This window comes from Fulvivirga maritima, from assembly GCF_021389955.1.
GTDB classification, from domain to species: domain Bacteria; phylum Bacteroidota; class Bacteroidia; order Cytophagales; family Cyclobacteriaceae; genus Fulvivirga; species Fulvivirga maritima.
On the sequence record NZ_CP089980.1, the window covers coordinates 1,409,113 to 1,428,467 of the forward strand.

Consider the following 19,355-nt stretch of genomic DNA (forward strand, 5'->3'; position numbering starts at 1 on the left):
CTAAGTCAAAAAAATAACTTCTGGCTCCAGGTCAATTGAAAATTTTGCTTTTACCTCCACTTGAATAGTCTGCATTAAACTTCTAACATCCTTAGAAGATGCATTTTTATCTACTTCAATCCAATTAGCATGTTTCTCGCTTACTACAGCGGTTCCACACCGATATCCTTTTAACCCAGCTTTATCTATATACCATCCAGCCGATTTACCTCCAGCCGGCTGTTTGAATGTACTTCCTGCTGTGGCCTTAGTTAATGGTTGTTTAGCCTTTCTATCTTTTAAATTAAAAAGTGTGCGCTCCTTAATTTTATTAGCATCTGATTTATCCCCCATTCTAAATCTTGCACTTAAGATAAATAGTTCGTTTCCCAAAATAGAACTGTATCTATAGCCCAACTGAAGATCATCCTTAACCAAGGTTAATTGATTTCCCATATTGTCAATGGCCTCAATATCAACCAGTAACTCTCCTATTTCAAGAATAGTTCTTGCTGTTAAGCCAGCATTCATTACTATCCCTCCACCAACGGTACCTGGTATTCCAATCAAAAATTCATATCCGCTACATCCTAATTTTGCTGCGTATTTTGCTAGCATAGGTAAGGGGACTCCACTCTCTGCTATTATAAAATCATCCGCATTATTAATTGACCGGAGAGCTTTTTTTGTACAAATCACTAAACCATCAAGACCTTTATCGTCAATTAAAACATTAGACCCTCTGCCTAAAAAATAAACCTTGATACCATTTTGGTAACAAAAAGAAATAACGTCAGCCACTTTATCAGCCACTGGAAACCAGAAATATTTAGCTTTTCCTCCGATCTTCCAAGTCGTATAATTTGAAAGATCAATATCCCTTTTTAAATCAGGAATCAATTTTTCCAACTTTTCAATTGACTCTTTCAATCCTTCCTCCTAGATTTCTAAATTTTTCAACAAAATTATTATACCCTCTATCAATCTGCCAAGCGTCTTCAATGACAATACCTTCCTGGGAAACAAGTCCTAACAATGCTAAGGCAGCACCAGCTCGAAGATCTACCGCTCTAGCACTTCCTCCTATTATTTTACACGGTCCATTGATATTTAACAAATTACCTTCAACACTACTCTTAAATCCAACTTTTTCCATTTCCTCTGCATATTGATACCTTCCAGGGAATCTCAGATCAATAATTTTTGAATCTCCCGATGCCTGGGAAGCATAAGCAGCCATAATGGGTTGCATATCTGAATTTATCCCAGGATAAGGTCCAGTACTTATCTCTAACGGAAAACACTTTCCTCCTCTTATAATAATCGCATCATCAGATCTAAAAAACCTAGCACCACTTTCTCTTAAAAAAATTAAAGGTACTTCAAGATCTTTGAATGGAAAACCATCAATTTCTACATCTCCATTTGTCATGACAGAACCAATTAACCATGTTAGTGCCTCCATATTATCTAATATCACATTATGGTTTGTTCCAGATAAAGATTCTTTACCTTCTATTCTGATATGCTCTTGCCCATACACAGTAATTGAAGCTCCCATTTTATTTAACATTTGTATAAGATCCATTATTTCAGGCCGAATATGTGGGTTCCAAACCCTTGTAACGCCAGTAGCTAAGCAACCACAAATTATCGCATTTTCAGTTGCTCCTGTTGATCTTATCGGCAATCTAATTTCACAGCCTTGCAGCCTCCCCTTAGATTCCGCATGCAAATAGTCGCCATCCATCCAAACTTCTGCACCCATTTCCCTAAAAATCATCTCATGCAAATCATATTTTCTTTCCCCCAATTTGCACCCACCCGGTAAAGGTACCGCTCCCTTACCGTATCTAGTCAGTAGTGCCCCCAGTATCAATAATGTATTTCTGATTGACCTGCCTTCCCAGCTTAAAGTTGTAATTAGATCACTTGATTCACTAATTATAACTTCATCCTTTTTATGGTGATGAACTGTCTTCCCCAGATTCATAAGCATCTCCTCATGAACTTTTACATCCAATAAGTCTGCGGGATAATCAGTTAAATTAATGCTTTCATTGGTAAGCATCGAAGCTGCTAATAAACGCAACGCACTATTTTTTGCTCCACTAAGCTTTACCTTACCAACCAGCCTGTCAGGCTTAATATGATATTTAAAATTTTCCAAAAAAATATGCTTTTATAATAATGAAATTTTAGTGTAAAATCCTCTTAAAGGATAAAATTTAAGGTTACAGAATGAATAAGAGATCTTATAATTAAACCTAAAAGCAATATTAAATAAACCTGTATAAAGTTTCAAAAGAAAAAAACATACACCCTTCTACACCAAAAAGAATTCATGGTCACTTAAGCAATCTTATTACTATAATAGTAGTAAAATAATAAGCGAATTAATACTATAGACTATCAATTTATACTTTGCGATCTTCAGCTATTTTCTCCTCCATATTCTATAACTAAGTAGGAGACAATAATATTTTCACGAAAACATCTTATATTCAATCATTTATTTTCAAAAAATGACAATAATAAAAGCTGTCAATAATGTACATATTATTACGCTGCGCTTTCAGTCAATATATCCCCTTATTACGAATAAGACTAATCAACAATTGTATTTTTTTAAATACCAGTTGATGGTGCGTTTTATGCCGGTATCAAAATTTTCATCGGCTTTCCAGCCCAGGTCATTTTCTAGTTTGGTGGCATCTATAGCATAACGACGGTCATGTCCGGCACGATCTTTTACATAGGTAATTTGAGATTTGTAAGATTGGTCTCCTTCTTTAGGATGTAATTCATCAAGGATAGCACAAATGGTGTTAACTACTTCATTATTATTGCGCTCATTTCTACCTCCAATATTATAGGTTTCTCCAACTACTCCTTTATGAAACACAAGGTCTATGCCTTTACAATGATCAAGCACATATAACCAGTCTCTGATGTTTTTACCGTCACCATAAATAGGAATGCCTTCTCCATTAAGGGCTTTCCTGATGATTACTGGTATCAGCTTTTCATCATGCTGCTTAGGACCGTAGTTATTAGAACAGTTAGTTGTAACTACATTCATCCCATAAGTATGAAAATAACTTCTCACCAACAGGTCACTGCTAGCTTTAGACGCAGAATAAGGGCTATTAGGTGCATAAGGAGTTTCTTCAGTAAATAGACCTGTTTCTCCTAGAGTACCATATACTTCATCGGTTGAGATATGATGAAAACGAGCATTTTCAAATTCGTTCTTTTTCTTAAATGGCTCGTCCATCCAGGTATTTCGAGCAACATCTAATAGCGTAAAAGTGCCATTAATGTTAGTGTTAATAAATGCCTCTGGACCTGAGATGGAGTTATCCACATGAGATTCTGCTGCAAAGTGAACCACTCCTTGAAATTTATATTCATTGAAGAGTTTTTCTATAAGAGATCGATCACAGATATCTCCCTGAACAAAGGTATACCTGTCTGAACCTTCTACCTCTGTTAGGTTAGATAAGTCTCCGGCATAGGTAAGTTTATCTAAATTTACCAAATGGTAATCTGGATATGACTCCAAAAAGTAGGGAACAAAATTAGATCCGATAAATCCTGCTCCCCCTGTAATCAATATATTTTTTTTCATTATTCTCCTGCGATTTTCATTAAGTACTGTCCGTACTGATTTTTCAATAAAGTTTTGGCTGCTTCTTTTAATTGTTCTTTATTTATGTAGCCCTTTCTAAAAGCTATTTCTTCCAGACATGCTATTTTTAACCCTTGTCTCTCTTCAATAGATTCTACAAAATTGCCTGCCTGAATTAAACTTTGATGTGTACCTGTATCTAACCATGCCATACCTCTGCCTAAAAGCTCTACACTTAAACTACCTTCTTCTAAATACATATTGTTGAGGTCGGTAATTTCAAGCTCTCCTCTTGGGGACGGTTTAATCTGCTTTGCCTTTTCGCTCACTGTATTATCATAAAAGTATAACCCAGTAACAGCATAATTAGATTTTGGATTTTCTGGTTTTTCAACCAAAGAAACTACTTTATTATCATCAGTAAATTCCACAACTCCATATCGCTCCGGATCCTTTACATAATAACCAAAAACGGTGGCACCAGAAGTCTGCTGCGAAGCATTTACCAGTGTCTTAGAGAAATTATACCCATAGAATATATTATCTCCCAAAATCAAACAGCAAGAATCATTACCAATAAACTCTTCACCAATAATAAAGGCCTGCGCTAATCCGTCAGGAGAAGGCTGAATGGCATATTGTAAATTGATGCCAAACTGAGAACCATCGCCAAGTAGCTTTTTGAATGCCTCAGAATCTTCTGGAGTAGTAATGATCAAAACATCTTTAATATCTGCCAACATGAGTACCGATAATGGATAATAAATCATCGGTTTATCATAAATGGGCAGTAGCTGCTTTGAAACTGTTTTAGTGAGGGGATAAAGTCGTGTGCCGGAACCTCCGGCGAGTATAATTCCTTTCATGGGTTTTGGTTTGATTAATATAAATTTAAATTAATAATTTTTAATGAAAAATTACCCTATTTAGCTCAAATCAACCCAAAGATTTCTGCCAATTCCAAGCATCCTTCAATGCTTCAGCTAGAGTAATTTCTGCTTTCCATTTCAATTCTCTTTCTACTTTGCTAGCATCAGCATATACTTTTTCTACATCTCCGGATCTTCTTGCTCCTATTTCGTAATTTAATTTTACGCCTGTTACTTCTTGAAAAGTATCTACTACTTCTTGTACTGAATTACCATTACCAGTACCCACGTTGAATACTTCCAAGCAAGCATCTTTACGAGCTAGGAGATAATCTAAAGCAGCTATATGTGCTTTTGCTAAATCCACTACATGTATGTAGTCTCTGATGCAAGTACCATCAGCTGTATTATAGTCATTACCAAATATGGTAAGCTTTTCTCTTATTTCCGCTGCTGTTTGGGTAATGAAAGGCACTAGATTATTGGGTGTTCCCAAAGGCAATTCCCCTATTAAAGAAGTAGGGTGTGCTCCAATAGGATTAAAATATCTTAAAAATATTCCTTTGAATGTTTCAGATGTTTTAGCGAAATCTGTAGTGATATCTTCACATATTTGCTTTGTTCTTCCATAAGGAGATTCAGCAGGTTTTGTTGGTGTTTCTTCCGTAACAGGCAACTTATCAGGCTCTCCATATACAGTACATGATGATGAAAATACAAAGTTAGTCACACCTTCTTCATCCAATACTTTTAACATATTGATAGTAGAAAGCAAATTGTTCTGATAGTATTTCAACGGCAATTTGGCCGACTCACCCACGGCTTTATAGGCTGCGAAATGAATCACTCCTGAAATATCTGCATGCTTTTTAAACACAGACTTCAAGAAATCATAATCACCACAATCACCCTCTTCTAATGCTACCTCCTGTCCTGTAAGTTCTTTTAACCTATCTAAGATAAACTTTTCTGAGTTTGAAAAATTATCAATAATGATAGGTGTGTATCCAGAGTTAATCAACTCCACACATGTATGCGAGCCGATATATCCGGCTCCTCCTGTTACGAGTATTTTCTTTTCCACAATATTTATAATCTTGCTGTTATTAAATCTCTATTCCAATAGCCTTTAATGTCATAAATAGCAGTGTTCTCTTCAGCAATGGAGCTCATATCTAAATCTTTAAATTCATCATGACTTACAGCTAAAACTATGGCATTGTACTTTTTGTTTGGTTTTTCTATTAAATCGATGTCATACTCATGCTTCACTTCTTCTTTATCAGCCTCAGGATCAAACACTTCCACATTAGCACCAAACCCCTGAAGTTCTCTAATAACATCTATTACCCTACTATTTCTAATATCAGGGCAGTTTTCTTTAAAGGTAATACCTAAAACAAGGATGTTACTATTATTAATAGGATTATCCTTTTTGGTCATAAGCTTAATCACCTTATTGGCTACAAACATGCCCATATTGTCATTTATTCTTCTTCCAGAAAGTATCACCTGAGGGTTATACCCATAGCTTTCAGCCTTATAGGTTAAGTAATAAGGGTCAACTCCTATACAGTGACCGCCTACTAATCCTGGCTTAAAGTTGAGGAAGTTCCACTTAGTACCTGCCGCTTCTAATACCTCATGAGTATCAATTCCTATTTTATCAAAAATAAGAGCTAATTCATTTACAAAGGCTATATTAAGATCCCTCTGAGAGTTCTCTATTACTTTAGCAGCTTCAGCCACTTTTATTGAAGAAGCTTTGTGTGTACCTGCCGTAATAACTGTTTTATACAGCTGATCCACTTCTTCTGCCACCTCTGGCGTACTTCCACTTGTCACCTTTTTAATAGAAGGTAATCTGTGCACTTTATCTCCCGGGTTAATTCTTTCTGGAGAATAGCCACAATAAAAATCATCATTAAACTTTAACCCACTTACCTCTTCCAGTATAGGAACACAAACTTCCTCAGTACACCCAGGAAATACAGTAGACTCATATATAACAATGTCACCCTTCTTCAAGCTCTTTCCCACTGTAGCACTCGCTTTCTCCAAAGGAGTTAAATCTGGTTTTTTATATTGATCTATTGGAGTAGGTACCGTTACAATATATATATCTACATCATTAAGATCATTAATATCAGAGCTATAAGTTAAATTCTGAGCCTCATTTAATTCATCAGAATCAACTTCCTTTGTTCTGTCAAAACCTTTCTTAAGTTCTTCTATTCGGGTTTTATTTATATCAAAACCCACCACTTTTACTTTTTTTCCAAATTCAACGGCAAGTGGTAAGCCAACATAGCCAAGGCCAATTATTGCGAGATTTTTACTCATATTTTTACTTTATAATAATCAACATACCAATCCACAAACTTCTGTATTCCATATTTCAAGCTAGTTTGCGGCTTAAAGCCAACAGCATCAGCTAAATCCTGTACATCAGCATAAGTCTCTAGCACATCACCTGGTTGTAAAGGTAAAAGATTTTTAATGGCCTTCTTACCTAAACACTCCTCCAATGTAGTTATATATTCCATAAGCTCAACAGGGTTATTATTACCAATATTGAATAACCTGTAGGGAGCCCAACTTGTTGCAGAATCAGGGTTATCTTTATCCCATTTATCGTCAGGTTGCGGAATCACCGGGATCAATCGTGCTATTCCCTCCACAATATCTTCTACATAGGTAAAATCTCTTTTCATTCTCCCTTCATTGAACACATCAATGGATTTTCCTTCAATAATAGCCTTGGTAAATAGAAAAAGAGCCATATCGGGCCTGCCATAAGGACCATATACTGTAAAAAACCTCAACCCTGACGTCGGTAAGCCAAACAAATGGGAATAAGTATGTGCCATTAGCTCATTGGACTTTTTTGTAGCCGCATATAAGGATACAGGATGATCCACATTCTGATGCACTGAAAACGGCATGGCAGTATTTCCTCCATATACTGAACTTGAAGATGCATAAATAAGATGCTTAACATCATGATAACGACACCCTTCCAAAATATTCAAAAAGCCTTGAACATTGTTTGAAATATATTCATCCGGATGTGTCAAAGAATATCGTACTCCTGCTTGTGCAGCCAGGTTGATGACATAATCAAATTTATGGGATTCAAATAAATCAAGAATTGATTTTTTATCACACAAATCAATTTCTATAAACTGGAAACACTCCTTTTTTGGCAATGCTTCCAACCTTGCTTTTTTCAAATTGACATCATAATAATCATTCATATTATCCATGCCTACAACCTGATAATCAAGCTTAAGTAGTTTATCACATAAATGAAAACCTATAAAACCAGCTGCTCCTGTAACTAATACTTTTGGATTCCCCACAAAAAAAGTCTTTTATATTTTGCAAGCAAAGGTAATAATTCTGACTATGCATTAAGGAATGTTTAAATATATTTGCAGCAAAATATAACTTTATCATGCCAGAAACGACTACAAATACTGACGAAATCGACTTAGGGGAATTACTAGTTAAAATAAAACAGGCCATCCTAACTAATAAATTAATCATATTGGTTTTGGCCTTGGTCGGCTTATTCATTGGTATTTTTTTATTCTATTCTAAGCCTAAAGTATATGAAAGTGAAATGCTTATTTATTCAGAAGTGCTTGAAGAACCTCTCATTGAGACCATAGGAGAGAACCTTGACAAACTGGTAAGTGAAGGGAATTATATGACTCTTGCTAATAAGTTGGGAATTTCTGATAGCGTAAGCACCTCAATTACCAGTATAGAAATATCCGTAAACGAAGGTCAGGTAAACAAGAGTAATGATGGAGAGCTAGGACTATTTTTCACCATTACAGTGGATGCCAATGGAGACAAAAACTGGACTATTATCAATGACGGAATTATAAGTTTTTTGAGAAACAACCGGTATATTGATAAAAGGGTAAAGCTAAAAAATGAGAACCTTAAGAATCTCACTTTAAGGTTAAATGATGAAGTAAGTCAAATAGATAGCTTGAAAAATAGTCTTAATGGATTAAGCAGCACAAGCAAAGATGTTACCATCTTAAGCCCTTCAACTGTTTATGAAACCTTAATTGATTTGTATAAAGACTTACTGAAAACCAACACCAACTTGCAATTATCAGAAGGCATAGAAATCATAGACATAATCACTTATAATAAACCAGTGAGTGCAGGATTATTAAAATCTGGTGTGGTAGGACTAGCTATAGGTATTTTTGTATCGCTTTTCTTGATTTTCTTTATTGAGGTGAGCAAATACATGCGTAAATACGAAAATTCAGGTAAGTGATTTATAATTTCATAAAAAAGGAAATCCTGCTGGAGTGGAGACAACGGTATGCCATCAACGGCATACTGCTATACCTTGTCAGTACAATATTTATTTGCTACCTAAGTTTCAATGTGAAGGCGAATCAATTAAACCCTATTACTTGGAACACCCTTTTTTGGATAATAATATTATTTACTTCTATTAGTGCCATAGCTAAAAGCTTTATTCAGGAAAAACAGGAAAGATACCTTTATTACTACTGGTTGTTAAAGCCACAAGTACTTATAACAGCCCGTATTATATATAATGGCCTATTAATGCTAATATTAGGATTAGCAGGTTTTATTATTTACGCAATCGTGCTGGGAAATCCTGTTCAGGATGTGACCTTATTTATTGTTAATCTGGTGCTGGCGTCAATCTCTTTTTCATCAGCACTAACTATGATTTCAGCTATTGCCTCAAAAGCTAATAGCAACCAAACGCTCATGGCCATACTAGGTTTTCCTGTAATATTGCCTATGCTCTTAATGATTATCAAGGTATCTAAAAACGCCTTAGATGGTCTACCAAGAGATGCCAGCTATCACGAAATAGCGACCTTATTCGCAATTAATCTAATAATAGGGGCCGTTTCTTACCTGTTATTCCCGTATATTTGGCGCAGCTAAGTGTATTAGGTTATGAACAAAATCTGGTGGAAAGCCCTAACTGTTATTTTACTAATTTATATCATTACAGGAGGCCTGTTATTTGATGTGCCTCGGTTAGATATATTGAATGAAACCATAAGAGCTTTATATTTCCATGTGCCTATGTGGTTTGGAATGATCATTATGCTCACCATTTCTGTGGTGCACTCCATTCTTTACTTAAGATCATCAGATGAAAAACATGACATTGCTGCAATAGAGTATGCTAATGTAGGTGTAGTATTCGGCATACTAGGCATAACTACGGGCATGCTCTGGGCGCAATTTACCTGGGGTGACTGGTGGAGTGGAGACCCTAAACAGAATGGAGCTGCTATCGGCTTATTGATTTATTTCGCCTATTTCATTTTAAGAGGTTCATTTGAAAATCAAGACCAAAAGGCACGAATCAGTGCTGTGTATAACATATTCGCCTTTGCCGCTCTCATTCCTTTATTATTTATACTGCCAAGACTAACGGACTCATTACACCCCGGCAATGGCGGTAACCCAGGCTTCAATGCCTATGATCTTGATAGCAAATTAAGAATGATCTTTTATCCGGCAGTAATTGCCTGGACACTTCTGGGGGTATGGATAACTACCTTAAGAATACGAATCAAAACTATTAGCAATTCCGTTTTATAAAACGAAATAAATACATTCTCGTAAAACTCTACTTTTAACATAAAGGTATTTCAAATGAAAAAATTACTAGTAGTCACTCTTCTCATTATTAGTTCTGTCATCGGTAAAGCCCAGGATAAGATTCAGGTTACTGAAGATGACTACACCAATAGTGAAGTAAGTATGGCTGATCAGTTTAGAGCCGAAGGAAAAATTTATGTGCTTACCGGAGTCATTTTATTGATATTGGGAGGACTGATTGGATATCTGATAGTTATAGACAGAAAAGTAAGCAAGATAGAGAAACAATTACCGAATGATAATAATTAGAAACCTTTTTGCGTCTAAATTTGTAGCATATTAGATTTTATTAATTATGAAAGCATCACATATAATAGGCATAGTAGTTATCGCAGTAGCCATAGGCATCATTATAGTGACGGCCGGCGATGCAAGCTCTTATGTTACTTTTGATCAAGCCAAAGAGATGGCTGATAATGGAAATAATAACAGCATTCATGTGGTAGGTGAGCTACCTAAAACAGGTAGTGGTGATATTACAGGAATTGAGCCATCTATTGATAAGCTGTCTTTTTCATTTGTAATGGTTGATGAAAACAAAAAAGAGCAAAGGGTTTTTTATAACGAACCTATGCCAACTGATTTCAAACGTTCAGAAAAAGTAGTGGTAATTGGTTCTTACAAGGAAGACCTTTTCGTGGCTGATAAAATTCTAATGAAGTGCCCTTCTAAATATCAGGAAAAGACAGTTAATGCTGGAATTTAAGACTTATGTCTGCATGTAAGTCTCCTCAAAATCGCTCAACAAAATATTATGATACATTCATTTATAGGTGACCTCGGTCACCTTTTTGTTATTATTACGCTGGTTACAGCAGTTTTTGCCGCTTTTTGCTATTTCATTGCATCAAAAAAAGATGGGCTTCAGGCTAACCCCTGGAAAATCAACGGCAGGTTCTTTTTTACTCTACATGCCATAGCCGTTACAGGCATAGTCTTTTGCCTTTTTTACATTATCTATAATCACTACTTCGAATATCATTACGCTTGGAGCCATTCTTCCAGGCAACTACCCACACACTATATGATCTCCTGCTTTTGGGAAGGTCAAGAAGGCAGTTTTCTATTATGGATTTTCTGGCATGCGCTTCTAGGCATCATAATCATCTTAACTAATAAATTCTGGGAATCATCTGTAATGACGGTATTCTCACTAGTGCAGATTTTCCTTGCCTCAATGATATTAGGAATAGTGATACCAGGCCTTGACATTAAGCTGGGTAGTTCTCCTTTCATATTATTAAGAGATGCCATTGACGCCCCCATATTCTCTTCACAGCCGGATTTTGTTCCAGAAGATGGTACAGGGTTGAATCCTTTACTCCAAAATTATTGGATGGTAATTCACCCGCCTACTTTATTCCTCGGTTTTGCCCTATGTACTGTTCCTTTTGCGTATTGTATAGGTGGCCTATGGAAAAAGCGCTATAGAGATTGGATAAGACCTGCTTTGCCTTGGGCACTTGTTGGAGGAGCCATTTTAGGCTTAGGTATACTCATGGGAGGTTATTGGGCTTATGAAACCCTGAACTTCGGAGGTTATTGGAATTGGGACCCTGTAGAAAACGCTGTGTACGTACCTTGGTTGTTCTTGGTGGCAGCCATCCACACTATGATCACTTTTAGAAGTAGTGAAACTGCTCTGAAAGCCAGTATAATTTTAGTGATCACCACATTCATATTAATATTATATTCCACCTTTCTTACCAGAAGTGGGGTTCTCGGTGAGTCTTCTGTTCACTCATTTACTGATTTAGGACTTTCTGGCCAATTATTAATATACCTTCTATTCTTCACCTTGGGAGCAATAATACTTTCAGCAGTCCGATGGAATGAACTGCCAACCACAGAAAAAGAAGCCTCCACCTATTCCAGAGAATTTTGGATATTTATCGGTGCCGTGGTTTTATGCCTTATGGGCTTTCAGGTGCTTATTCCTACTTCCATTCCAGTTTATAACAAAATTTTAGAACTATTTGGTGTTGTTTCCAATTTGGCTCCTCCTGCAGATCAGGTAGGATTTTACACCAAATTTCAATTATGGTTTTCTGTATTAGTGGCTTTGCTTTCAGGTACAGGTCAGTTTTTCTGGTGGAAAAAGATGGACAAAGAGGCTTTAAAAAACAGCCTTACTATCCCTGTAGTAATTACCTTGATTCTTACTATGGTAATAATATTGATTAAAGATGTGGCAGAGCCTTCTTACATTGTTTTATTACTCGCCAGTGTTTATACTGTAGTAGCTAATGGCAAAATATTTATTGATGTAATCAGAAAAAGCCCCGGGCTTTCTGGTGGAGCTATTACTCACATAGGAGTAGGACTTATGTTAATAGGCATAATGTTTTCATCAGGATACTCTAAAGTAGTATCCCTCAATACTACAGGAATGCTCATATCTAAAGAGTCTTCTAATGAGTTTAACAGTGAAAACTTACTTCTTTTTGTTAATGAACCAAAAGAAATGGCTGGTTATCAGCTAAAGTACAAAGGTGAAAGGGTAGAGTCAACCAGTCCATCTGTTTTCATTAATAAAAATGACATAGAAAAAACGGCTACTGACTATTTGGTGACAGCCAAAAAAGATATTGAAGATGACGGAGAAGTAGTTTTTAGCAAAGGAGATACTATTAAAATTTCCGCTGAAAATACTTATTATGCAATTGAATACACTGACCAAAGTGGCAATAGCTTCGACTTATACCCAAGAGCTCAAGTAAATGAATCTATGGGCGGTTTGCTGGCATCTCCGGATATCAAAAGAGGTTTATCTAAAGACCTTTATACGCATGTTTCTTCTATAAGAAGTCCTAACGAAAAAGTAGAATGGAGTGATCTGGAAGAATTTAAAGTAAGCCCTGGAAATAACTTCTTTGTAAATGATTATGTCTCGCATATCGACAGAGTGGAGCGTTTGGATCACATTGAAGGAATTGACCTTGCCGCTGATGATGTAGCCGTAAAAGTAAGTATCACCGTAGAAGGTGAAGACAAGGAATACTTGGCTCAGCCTATTTTCTTAATTAAAGACGGTATGGTTGGTCGTATAGCTGATGAAATAAATGACCTGGGCATTAAGTTTACTGCATTAAATATTCACCCTGATGAAAATGCATTTACCATAGGAGCCAACACCAGACAAAAAGACTGGGTAGTATTAAAGGCTATGGAAAAACCTTTCATCAACGTACTTTGGGGAGGCACATTATTGCTTATCATAGGTTTTGGAGTAGCTATCAACAGAAGATATAAAGAATTCAAAAAAATGAGAGAGAAGGGGATGGAATAATCCTCTTTTCTCCTTAATAATAGGAGAAAACATATGGCACAGCAGCAATATGTCACTTTTATTGGAGCCGGTAATGTGGCTTGGCACTTGGCACCAGCCTTGGATAATGCAGGTTATGCCGTTAGGGAGGTCTACAGCAGCACTGAGAAAAGCGCTAAAGCCCTAATTAGCAGACTGTACCAAGCAGAATTAAAAACAAATCTTGATTTCTCTGACAGCGCTTCTCAAATATTTATAGTTTCCGTTTCCGATGATGCCATTGAAAGCATAGCCCAGGAGATAATATTGCCAGATAACGCCATCATTGCGCATACTTCTGGTGCACAGCCATTAAGTGCATTATCTTATAGTGCAGGAGAAAATATTGGTGTTTTCTATCCACTTCAAACTTTTTCTAAAGACAAAAAGGTGGACTTTAAGTCTACCCCTATTTGCATAGAAGCAGAAAACAAGTTTACCAGAAATACACTTTTAGATATAGCTGATACTATCAGTAAAAAAGTATATAAAATAGATTCTGCTGATAGAAAGTCACTTCATGTTGCTGCGGTTTTTGCCTGCAATTTCACCAACCATTTCTTTAAAATTGCTTCTGATATTCTTAGAAGTAAAAAATTAGAGTTTAATCTCTTACAGCCTCTTATCGCAGAAACCATCAATAAGGCATTAGAAATTGGCCCTGACAAATCTCAAACCGGCCCTGCTGTGAGGCATGATTTTGAAACGCTAGATAAACATATGGATTATCTAGAAGGGAACGAAGAGCTTTCAGAAATGTACAGGCTCATTTCTCAGCATATTATTGACACCTATCCTAAAGACTGATGTCATCACACCACATAGTTAAAGATGACCAAGAGCCTGCTCTCATTATACAAGCTCCCATTTCGAATCTGGAACACCTGAAACAGCTATTAGAGTGGAGTCCTACGGTCATCTCCTCTTATGAGGCTCTAGATTGGCTATTAACAGAAAGCATTAACATTGATGTGCTCATCTGCACTGAGGCAGAATTAAGCTCAGCAACAGAAAAACTTCAGCATCAGCTACCGGTTAAATTCCTTACCTTTCATTCATTAGAAAAAGGCATTATTCCTGAAGCCATTAGTTTTCTGACCTACGCCAAATACGGAGCCGCACATATCATAGGTCCATTTAAAGCCGACTTACTTCAACAAACACCTCTTTCTATTGGTGTAATTTGGTCAGATGATCTACATCAATGGGCATTGGTAAAGCATGGTAATTACAAAAAGTGGTATAACCATCATCAGCAAATTGTGCTGCTTGAAGAGCCCGCTAAAATTGCTGGCAACTATACCATTTCACACGAAGCCTATTGCTATTTGGAAACGCAATCTGAAGGGATACTTGAAATTCAAAATTCAGATCCATTTTGGATTGGAGAACCTATCTCAGATTAAAAACTGCTTATATCAATGTAGTTGGTAGCTCTTACTATTCTGTCTTTACCGTAAATATCTTTCACTACCTCTACATGTGTATAGTCCATCACTTCTAAAAGCATCTTCACCTCTTCACCATACTTCTCATTAATTTCAAAATATAGAGTGCCGCCTTCTTTCAATGCCTGTTTGGCCAGCTCTGCTATGCGTCGGTAAAAAAGCAAAGGATCATCATCCTTTACGAAAAGGGCTCGTTCCGGCTCATATTCCAGCACATTGGGCTTCATTTGCGCCTTTTCACTCTCCAACACATACGGCGGATTACTAATTATCACATCTAACCCTGTAAGCGGAATAGGTTCTTTTAGGATATCGATCAGTAAAAATTCTACAGCGGCCTCATGTCTTTCTGCATTTTTTCTTGCCACTTTTATTACTCTGGGATCAAAATCTATGGCACTGGCTCTGGCTCCTTTGAGCTCCTTTGCTATAGTAATAGGTATGCAACCACTGCCGGTACCAATATCTAAAAAGCGAATTTTCTTCCCTTTATTTTCGCTTAAGACTAGCTGAATAAGCTCTTCCGTTTCCGAACGCGGAATAAGTATGCCTGGCCCTACAGTATAAGTTCTACCATAAAAATCACTTTCCCCAATAATATATTGTATAGGCTCATTATCATTCAGTCTTTTCAAAATACGGTTGAGCTCCTTCTCTCTGGCTTTAGAAAAATTAACCGAACGATCGAGAATAATTTCCGTTCTATTAATATCAAAAACATGTTCTAAAATAATGTGAGCTATACTGGATATTTCTTCCAAAGACTCTTCTACCTTCACTTCACTAATGATATATTTCAAAAGTTTTTTTGAAGAATCGGGGTTGTGAGATGACATCTTTATAATTCGGGGGAGTTTGGTTATCATTGTAAAGCCGGAGCAAAGCTAATGAATAAAGACGAACAATATATAACCAGAGCCTTTGATTTGGCTCTAAACGGTGTAGGCAAAGTAAGTCCTAATCCGCTTGTAGGGTGCGTAATAGTACATAATGACACTATTATTGGAGAAGGTTGGCACCAGCAATACGGCGGTCCACATGCAGAAGTTAATGCTATTAACAATGTCAGTAACAAGGACTTACTGCCAGAGTCTACCGTGTATGTAACATTAGAACCTTGCTCTCATTTTGGCAAAACCCCTCCCTGCGCTGACCTATTGGTTAAACATAATGTAAAAAAGGTGGTGATTGCTAATATGGACCCCAATCCTTTAGTGGGAGGTAAAGGCATAGAAAAATTAGAAAATGCCGGAATTGAGGTAATCACTGGTATATTAGAAGAAAAAGGCCTTAAAATAAATAAAAGGTTTTTTACCGGTCTTAAACATAAGCGACCATATATAATACTGAAGTGGGCCCAAACTCACGATGGCTTTGTGGCAAGAAAAAATTATGACTCCAAATGGATTAGCAATGAGCACAGCAGAAAGCTCGTGCATAAATTAAGGTCAGAGGAAGATGCCATAATGGTAGGCACCAATACTGCCCAATATGACAACCCTAAGCTAAATGTACGCTCATGGCAAGGCAGAAATCCTACTCGCGTAGTTATAGATAAGCAATTGCGCTTGCCCTATACTCAAGCACTATTTGATCACTCGCAATATACCATCTGCTATAACCTGGTTAAAGATGAAGAAAGCGAGCTTATCACTTATGTAAAGCTGGAAGAAAATAATTTTATAGAGTCTTTATTACACAACTTATATGAGCGAGATTTGCGCTCTGTAATTATAGAGGGAGGCTCTCTACTACTTAATACATTTATTGATAAAGGCTTATGGGATGAAGCACTAGTCTTCACCTCATTCCAAACTTTTGAAGAAGGTATAGAAGCCCCTACTATTAGTGGATTAGTAGAAGTAAAAGAGCTGGCAGGTGACAAGCTCTTAGTATATAAAAATTTAAGAAATGGCTGAAGAATTGATCATTAACTCCGAAGCGAGTAAAAAAGAAAAGTATGAGGAGCTATTACCTCAAATAGAAGGGTTGGTTACTGGCGAAGATGATCTCACTGCTAACCTGGCCAATATAGCTGCCGCCCTAAAATATGGAATGAATTTCTTTTGGGTAGGCTTTTATCTGGTGAAAGAAGAGGAGCTGGTATTAGGGCCCTTCCAAGGACCAATAGCGTGTACCCGTATAAGAAAGGGCAAGGGGGTTTGCGGTTCTACCTGGGAAAAGAAGGAAACTATCCTCGTACCCAATGTAGATGAATTTCCCGGGCATATTGCCTGCAGCTCAGACTCTAAATCAGAAATTGTGCTGCCTGCCCTTAAAAACGATGAAGTGTTCCTTATTCTGGATATCGATAGTGATAAGGTGAATGATTTTGATGAGATAGATCAGAAATACCTCACTAAATTGATGACCATTATTGAGTCAAAGTTATAATAACAAAAAGGGCTATCATTTTAAGATGATAGCCCTTTTTTATATATAATTGACCTATATTAAATCTCAGCAAGCACGGTACGGCCGCCTTTGGTTTTCTCTCCTATGTTTACTTTTACCTTAGCATCTAAGGGTAAGAAAACATCGACTCTGGAGCCAAACTTAATAAATCCAAATTCTTCACCTTGCTCAAACTCCTGGCCTTCTTTCACATACCATTTTATTCTTCGGGCCATAGCACCAGCTATCTGCCTTACTAATACCGGTACACCTTTGCCTGTCTTCACCACCAAAGTAGTACGTTCGTTTTCAGTACTTGACTTAGGGTGCCAGGCTACCAGATATTTACCTGCATGATATTTAAAAAACTCTACAATTCCTTTTACTGGCATTCGATTAACATGCACATTAACCGGAGACATAAATATTGAAATTTGTAGTCTTTTATCTTTTAAATACTCCGTTTCAGTGGTTTCTTCTATCACCACCACTTTACCATCTGCAGGAGCCAAAACATGTTTCTCATCTATTGGAGACACAATTTTTGGGTGCCTGAAAAACTGAAGAATCAGTAAGAAGAGTATTAAACTGGCAGCCAGAGTAACATTAAATATAATCGGCCTTGCAGGAAAGGCATACAGCACCACCGCGTTAATAATTATTAAAACTATTAACATCACTGCTAGCAGTACTCTTCCTTCTTTATGTATCGTCACTTAATATAATGTTTAATAAAAATGCAAAGATCGTTATTCTTATTAATAACCACCACGATATTTGTATGTTTTAGCAACTTTATCTATTGCTACAACATAAGCCGCTATTCTCATAGAAACATTATATTCTTTCGAGGTTTTATAAACATTATCAAAGGCATCTTTCATAATCCTGTCAGATCTTCTGTTTACTCTTTCTCCTGTCCACTTATAACCCAAGCGGTTTTGCACCCACTCGAAGTAAGAAACAGTTACACCTCCAGCATTAGCCAAAATATCAGGAGCAACCATAATTCCTTTATCATTAATCACGGTATCAGCCTTAGCAGAAGTAGGTCCATTGGCACCCTCTACTATCAATCTGGCCTTAATGCTTTCCACATTTTGAGAAGTAATAACATCTTCAGTAGCTGCAGGCACTAATACATCTACCTCCAGTCCTAAAATTTCATCACCATCAATTTTTTCAGCTCCCAAGTATCCTTCTAAAGAACCTCTATTATCATTTCTATAAGCAATAGCTTCTTCTATGTTAATTCCATTGCTATTATAATAAGCACCAGAAAGGTCACTGATGGCCACTACTTTCACTCCTCTTTCCTCTAACAATAGAGCTGCGTGCGAACCAACGTTACCAAAACCTTGCACTGCACAAGTAGCTTTGTAAGGATTAATTTTTAATTTCTCCATAGCTGCCAGAGCAGAAACCATTACACCTCGTCCGGTAGCTTCAGTTCTTCCTAAAGAACCTCCTAGCACTAAAGGCTTTCCGGTTACTACAGAGTTTACAGTCATACCTTGAGTACGAGAGTATTCATCCATTAACCAGGCCATTTCTCTCGGTCCTGTTCCCATATCAGGTGCAGGTATGTCTCTATCAGGCCCAAATATTTCAGTCATAGAAAGGGTATAAGCTCTCATAAGCCTTTCTATCTCTCCAGAAGACATCTCTCTTGGATTACACTTAATCCCTCCTTTGGCACCACCATAAGGAATATCCACCACGGCACATTTCCAGGTCATCCAGGCTGCGAGGGCCTTTACTTCATCAATATTCACTCCGGGATCAAACCGGATACCTCCTTTTGAAGGCCCTAATATATTAGAGTGTATTACTCTGAAACCTTCAAAAACTCTTATAGACCCATCATCCATAGTAATAGGTAATGAAACAATAACCTGCTTAGCCGGAGACTTGAGCACGTTATACACCTCATCATCTAATCCTAGAATTTGAGAGGCAATATGAAATCTAGACATCATCGCCTCAAAAGGATTTTTCTCGTCCTTTATTGGAGCTGGTTCAATATAACCCATATCAGTGGT

The 19,355-nt window shown here is 37.0% G+C and carries 20 protein-coding genes; 10 read left to right on the top strand and 10 right to left on the bottom strand.

The window, feature by feature from the left end:
• The 7 genes from murB to LVD15_RS05915 all read right to left on the bottom strand — a co-directional run bounded on the left by murB (position 1) and on the right by LVD15_RS05915 (position 7,841).
• Positions 1-909 carry a UDP-N-acetylmuramate dehydrogenase gene (gene murB, locus LVD15_RS05885; protein ID WP_233779375.1) on the bottom strand — a complete coding sequence of 303 codons (909 nt, stop codon included), beginning with the start codon at positions 907-909 and terminating at the stop codon, positions 1-3.
• Positions 893-2,149 (bottom strand): UDP-N-acetylglucosamine 1-carboxyvinyltransferase, encoded by a 1,257-nt coding sequence (locus tag LVD15_RS05890; protein ID WP_233779376.1) that lies wholly within the window; start codon positions 2,147-2,149, stop codon positions 893-895. Before LVD15_RS05890 ends, murB begins: the two co-directional genes overlap by 17 nt.
• A 441-nt stretch (positions 2,150-2,590) precedes the next feature.
• Entirely contained in the window at positions 2,591-3,610 is a 1,020-nt protein-coding gene (gene rfbB, locus LVD15_RS05895) for a dTDP-glucose 4,6-dehydratase (RefSeq protein ID WP_233779377.1), read from the bottom strand.
• Positions 3,610-4,476: a glucose-1-phosphate thymidylyltransferase RfbA gene (gene rfbA, locus LVD15_RS05900; protein WP_233779378.1), complete on the bottom strand. Its 867-nt coding sequence runs from the start codon at positions 4,474-4,476 to the stop codon at positions 3,610-3,612. The genes rfbB and rfbA overlap by 1 nt, the downstream gene beginning before the upstream one ends.
• Before the next feature lie 70 nt (positions 4,477-4,546).
• Positions 4,547-5,566, bottom strand: coding sequence for a UDP-glucose 4-epimerase GalE (gene galE, locus LVD15_RS05905; RefSeq protein WP_233780939.1), 1,020 nt, complete (start codon positions 5,564-5,566; stop codon positions 4,547-4,549).
• A gap of 2 nt (positions 5,567-5,568) precedes the next feature.
• A complete protein-coding gene (locus LVD15_RS05910) occupies positions 5,569-6,822 on the bottom strand; it encodes a nucleotide sugar dehydrogenase (protein ID WP_233779379.1) in 1,254 nt (417 codons plus the stop codon).
• Positions 6,819-7,841 carry an NAD-dependent epimerase gene (locus LVD15_RS05915; protein WP_233779380.1) on the bottom strand — a complete coding sequence of 341 codons (1,023 nt, stop codon included), beginning with the start codon at positions 7,839-7,841 and terminating at the stop codon, positions 6,819-6,821. Before LVD15_RS05915 ends, LVD15_RS05910 begins: the two co-directional genes overlap by 4 nt.
• Positions 7,842-7,936: 95 nt before the next feature.
• Between LVD15_RS05915 and LVD15_RS05920 the strand changes: the two genes are divergently transcribed.
• The 8 genes from LVD15_RS05920 to LVD15_RS05955 are packed head-to-tail and all read left to right on the top strand — an operon-like array spanning position 7,937 to position 14,877.
• Positions 7,937-8,782 carry a Wzz/FepE/Etk N-terminal domain-containing protein gene (locus LVD15_RS05920; RefSeq protein ID WP_233779381.1) on the top strand — a complete coding sequence of 282 codons (846 nt, stop codon included), beginning with the start codon at positions 7,937-7,939 and terminating at the stop codon, positions 8,780-8,782.
• Complete coding sequence (locus LVD15_RS05925; protein WP_233779382.1) at positions 8,779-9,435, top strand: heme exporter protein CcmB; 657 nt, start codon at positions 8,779-8,781, stop codon at positions 9,433-9,435. Before LVD15_RS05920 ends, LVD15_RS05925 begins: the two co-directional genes overlap by 4 nt.
• A 12-nt stretch (positions 9,436-9,447) precedes the next feature.
• Positions 9,448-10,104, top strand: a complete 657-nt coding sequence (gene ccsA, locus LVD15_RS05930; RefSeq protein ID WP_233779383.1) for a cytochrome c biogenesis protein CcsA — start codon at positions 9,448-9,450, stop codon at positions 10,102-10,104.
• A gap of 54 nt (positions 10,105-10,158) precedes the next feature.
• A complete protein-coding gene (locus LVD15_RS05935; RefSeq protein WP_233779384.1) occupies positions 10,159-10,413 on the top strand; it encodes a CcmD family protein in 255 nt (84 codons plus the stop codon).
• Positions 10,414-10,459: 46 nt separating this feature from the next.
• A complete protein-coding gene (locus tag LVD15_RS05940) occupies positions 10,460-10,870 on the top strand; it encodes a cytochrome c maturation protein CcmE domain-containing protein (protein ID WP_233779385.1) in 411 nt (136 codons plus the stop codon).
• Positions 10,871-10,918: 48 nt separating this feature from the next.
• On the top strand, positions 10,919-13,453 hold the full coding sequence (locus tag LVD15_RS05945) for a heme lyase CcmF/NrfE family subunit (protein ID WP_233779386.1): 2,535 nt from the start codon (positions 10,919-10,921) through the stop codon (positions 13,451-13,453).
• A gap of 33 nt (positions 13,454-13,486) precedes the next feature.
• Positions 13,487-14,278, top strand: coding sequence for a Rossmann-like and DUF2520 domain-containing protein (locus LVD15_RS05950; protein ID WP_233779387.1), 792 nt, complete (start codon positions 13,487-13,489; stop codon positions 14,276-14,278).
• On the top strand, positions 14,278-14,877 hold the full coding sequence (locus LVD15_RS05955; RefSeq protein ID WP_233779388.1) for a hypothetical protein: 600 nt from the start codon (positions 14,278-14,280) through the stop codon (positions 14,875-14,877). The genes LVD15_RS05950 and LVD15_RS05955 overlap by 1 nt, the downstream gene beginning before the upstream one ends.
• Here the strand turns inward: LVD15_RS05955 and prmC are convergent.
• The gene (gene prmC, locus LVD15_RS05960) at positions 14,874-15,719 is read right to left on the bottom strand and encodes a peptide chain release factor N(5)-glutamine methyltransferase (RefSeq protein WP_233779389.1); all 846 of its coding nucleotides are present in this window, start codon (positions 15,717-15,719) and stop codon (positions 14,874-14,876) included. The genes LVD15_RS05955 and prmC overlap by 4 nt on opposite strands.
• 87 nt (positions 15,720-15,806) lie before the next feature.
• Between prmC and ribD the strand changes: the two genes are divergently transcribed.
• Both ribD and msrC read left to right on the top strand, forming a co-directional pair.
• A complete protein-coding gene (ribD, locus tag LVD15_RS05965) occupies positions 15,807-16,838 on the top strand; it encodes a bifunctional diaminohydroxyphosphoribosylaminopyrimidine deaminase/5-amino-6-(5-phosphoribosylamino)uracil reductase RibD (protein WP_233779390.1) in 1,032 nt (343 codons plus the stop codon).
• Entirely contained in the window at positions 16,831-17,313 is a 483-nt protein-coding gene (gene msrC, locus LVD15_RS05970; protein WP_233779391.1) for a free L-methionine (R)-S-oxide reductase MsrC, read from the top strand. Before ribD ends, msrC begins: the two co-directional genes overlap by 8 nt.
• Positions 17,314-17,372: 59 nt before the next feature.
• Here the strand turns inward: msrC and LVD15_RS05975 are convergent, their stop codons facing one another.
• Together LVD15_RS05975 and LVD15_RS05980 are read right to left on the bottom strand one after the other, a co-directional pair.
• A complete protein-coding gene (locus LVD15_RS05975; RefSeq protein ID WP_233779392.1) occupies positions 17,373-18,029 on the bottom strand; it encodes a phosphatidylserine decarboxylase family protein in 657 nt (218 codons plus the stop codon).
• A gap of 42 nt (positions 18,030-18,071) precedes the next feature.
• Entirely contained in the window at positions 18,072-19,346 is a 1,275-nt protein-coding gene (locus LVD15_RS05980; RefSeq protein ID WP_233779393.1) for a Glu/Leu/Phe/Val family dehydrogenase, read from the bottom strand.
• Positions 19,347-19,355: the final 9 nt, after the last annotated feature.

Excerpts from the sequence above, each read along its gene's own strand:
- rfbB (WP_233779377.1), bottom strand. The coding sequence starts at position 3,610 with ATGAAAAAAAATATATTGATTACAGGGGGAGCAGGATTTATCGGATCT.
- rfbA (WP_233779378.1), bottom strand. The coding sequence starts at position 4,476 with ATGAAAGGAATTATACTCGCCGGAGGTTCCGGCACACGACTTTATCCC.
- LVD15_RS05910 (WP_233779379.1), bottom strand. The coding sequence starts at position 6,822 with ATGAGTAAAAATCTCGCAATAATTGGCCTTGGCTATGTTGGCTTACCA.
- LVD15_RS05920 (WP_233779381.1), top strand. The coding sequence starts at position 7,937 with ATGCCAGAAACGACTACAAATACTGACGAAATCGACTTAGGGGAATTA.
- ccsA (WP_233779383.1), top strand. The coding sequence starts at position 9,448 with ATGAACAAAATCTGGTGGAAAGCCCTAACTGTTATTTTACTAATTTAT.
- LVD15_RS05935 (WP_233779384.1), top strand. The coding sequence starts at position 10,159 with ATGAAAAAATTACTAGTAGTCACTCTTCTCATTATTAGTTCTGTCATC.
- LVD15_RS05940 (WP_233779385.1), top strand. The coding sequence starts at position 10,460 with ATGAAAGCATCACATATAATAGGCATAGTAGTTATCGCAGTAGCCATA.
- LVD15_RS05945 (WP_233779386.1), top strand. The coding sequence starts at position 10,919 with ATGATACATTCATTTATAGGTGACCTCGGTCACCTTTTTGTTATTATT.
- LVD15_RS05950 (WP_233779387.1), top strand. The coding sequence starts at position 13,487 with ATGGCACAGCAGCAATATGTCACTTTTATTGGAGCCGGTAATGTGGCT.
- LVD15_RS05955 (WP_233779388.1), top strand. The coding sequence starts at position 14,278 with ATGTCATCACACCACATAGTTAAAGATGACCAAGAGCCTGCTCTCATT.
- ribD (WP_233779390.1), top strand. The coding sequence starts at position 15,807 with ATGAATAAAGACGAACAATATATAACCAGAGCCTTTGATTTGGCTCTA.
- msrC (WP_233779391.1), top strand. The coding sequence starts at position 16,831 with ATGGCTGAAGAATTGATCATTAACTCCGAAGCGAGTAAAAAAGAAAAG.
- LVD15_RS05980 (WP_233779393.1), bottom strand. The coding sequence starts at position 19,346 with ATGGGTTATATTGAACCAGCTCCAATAAAGGACGAGAAAAATCCTTTT.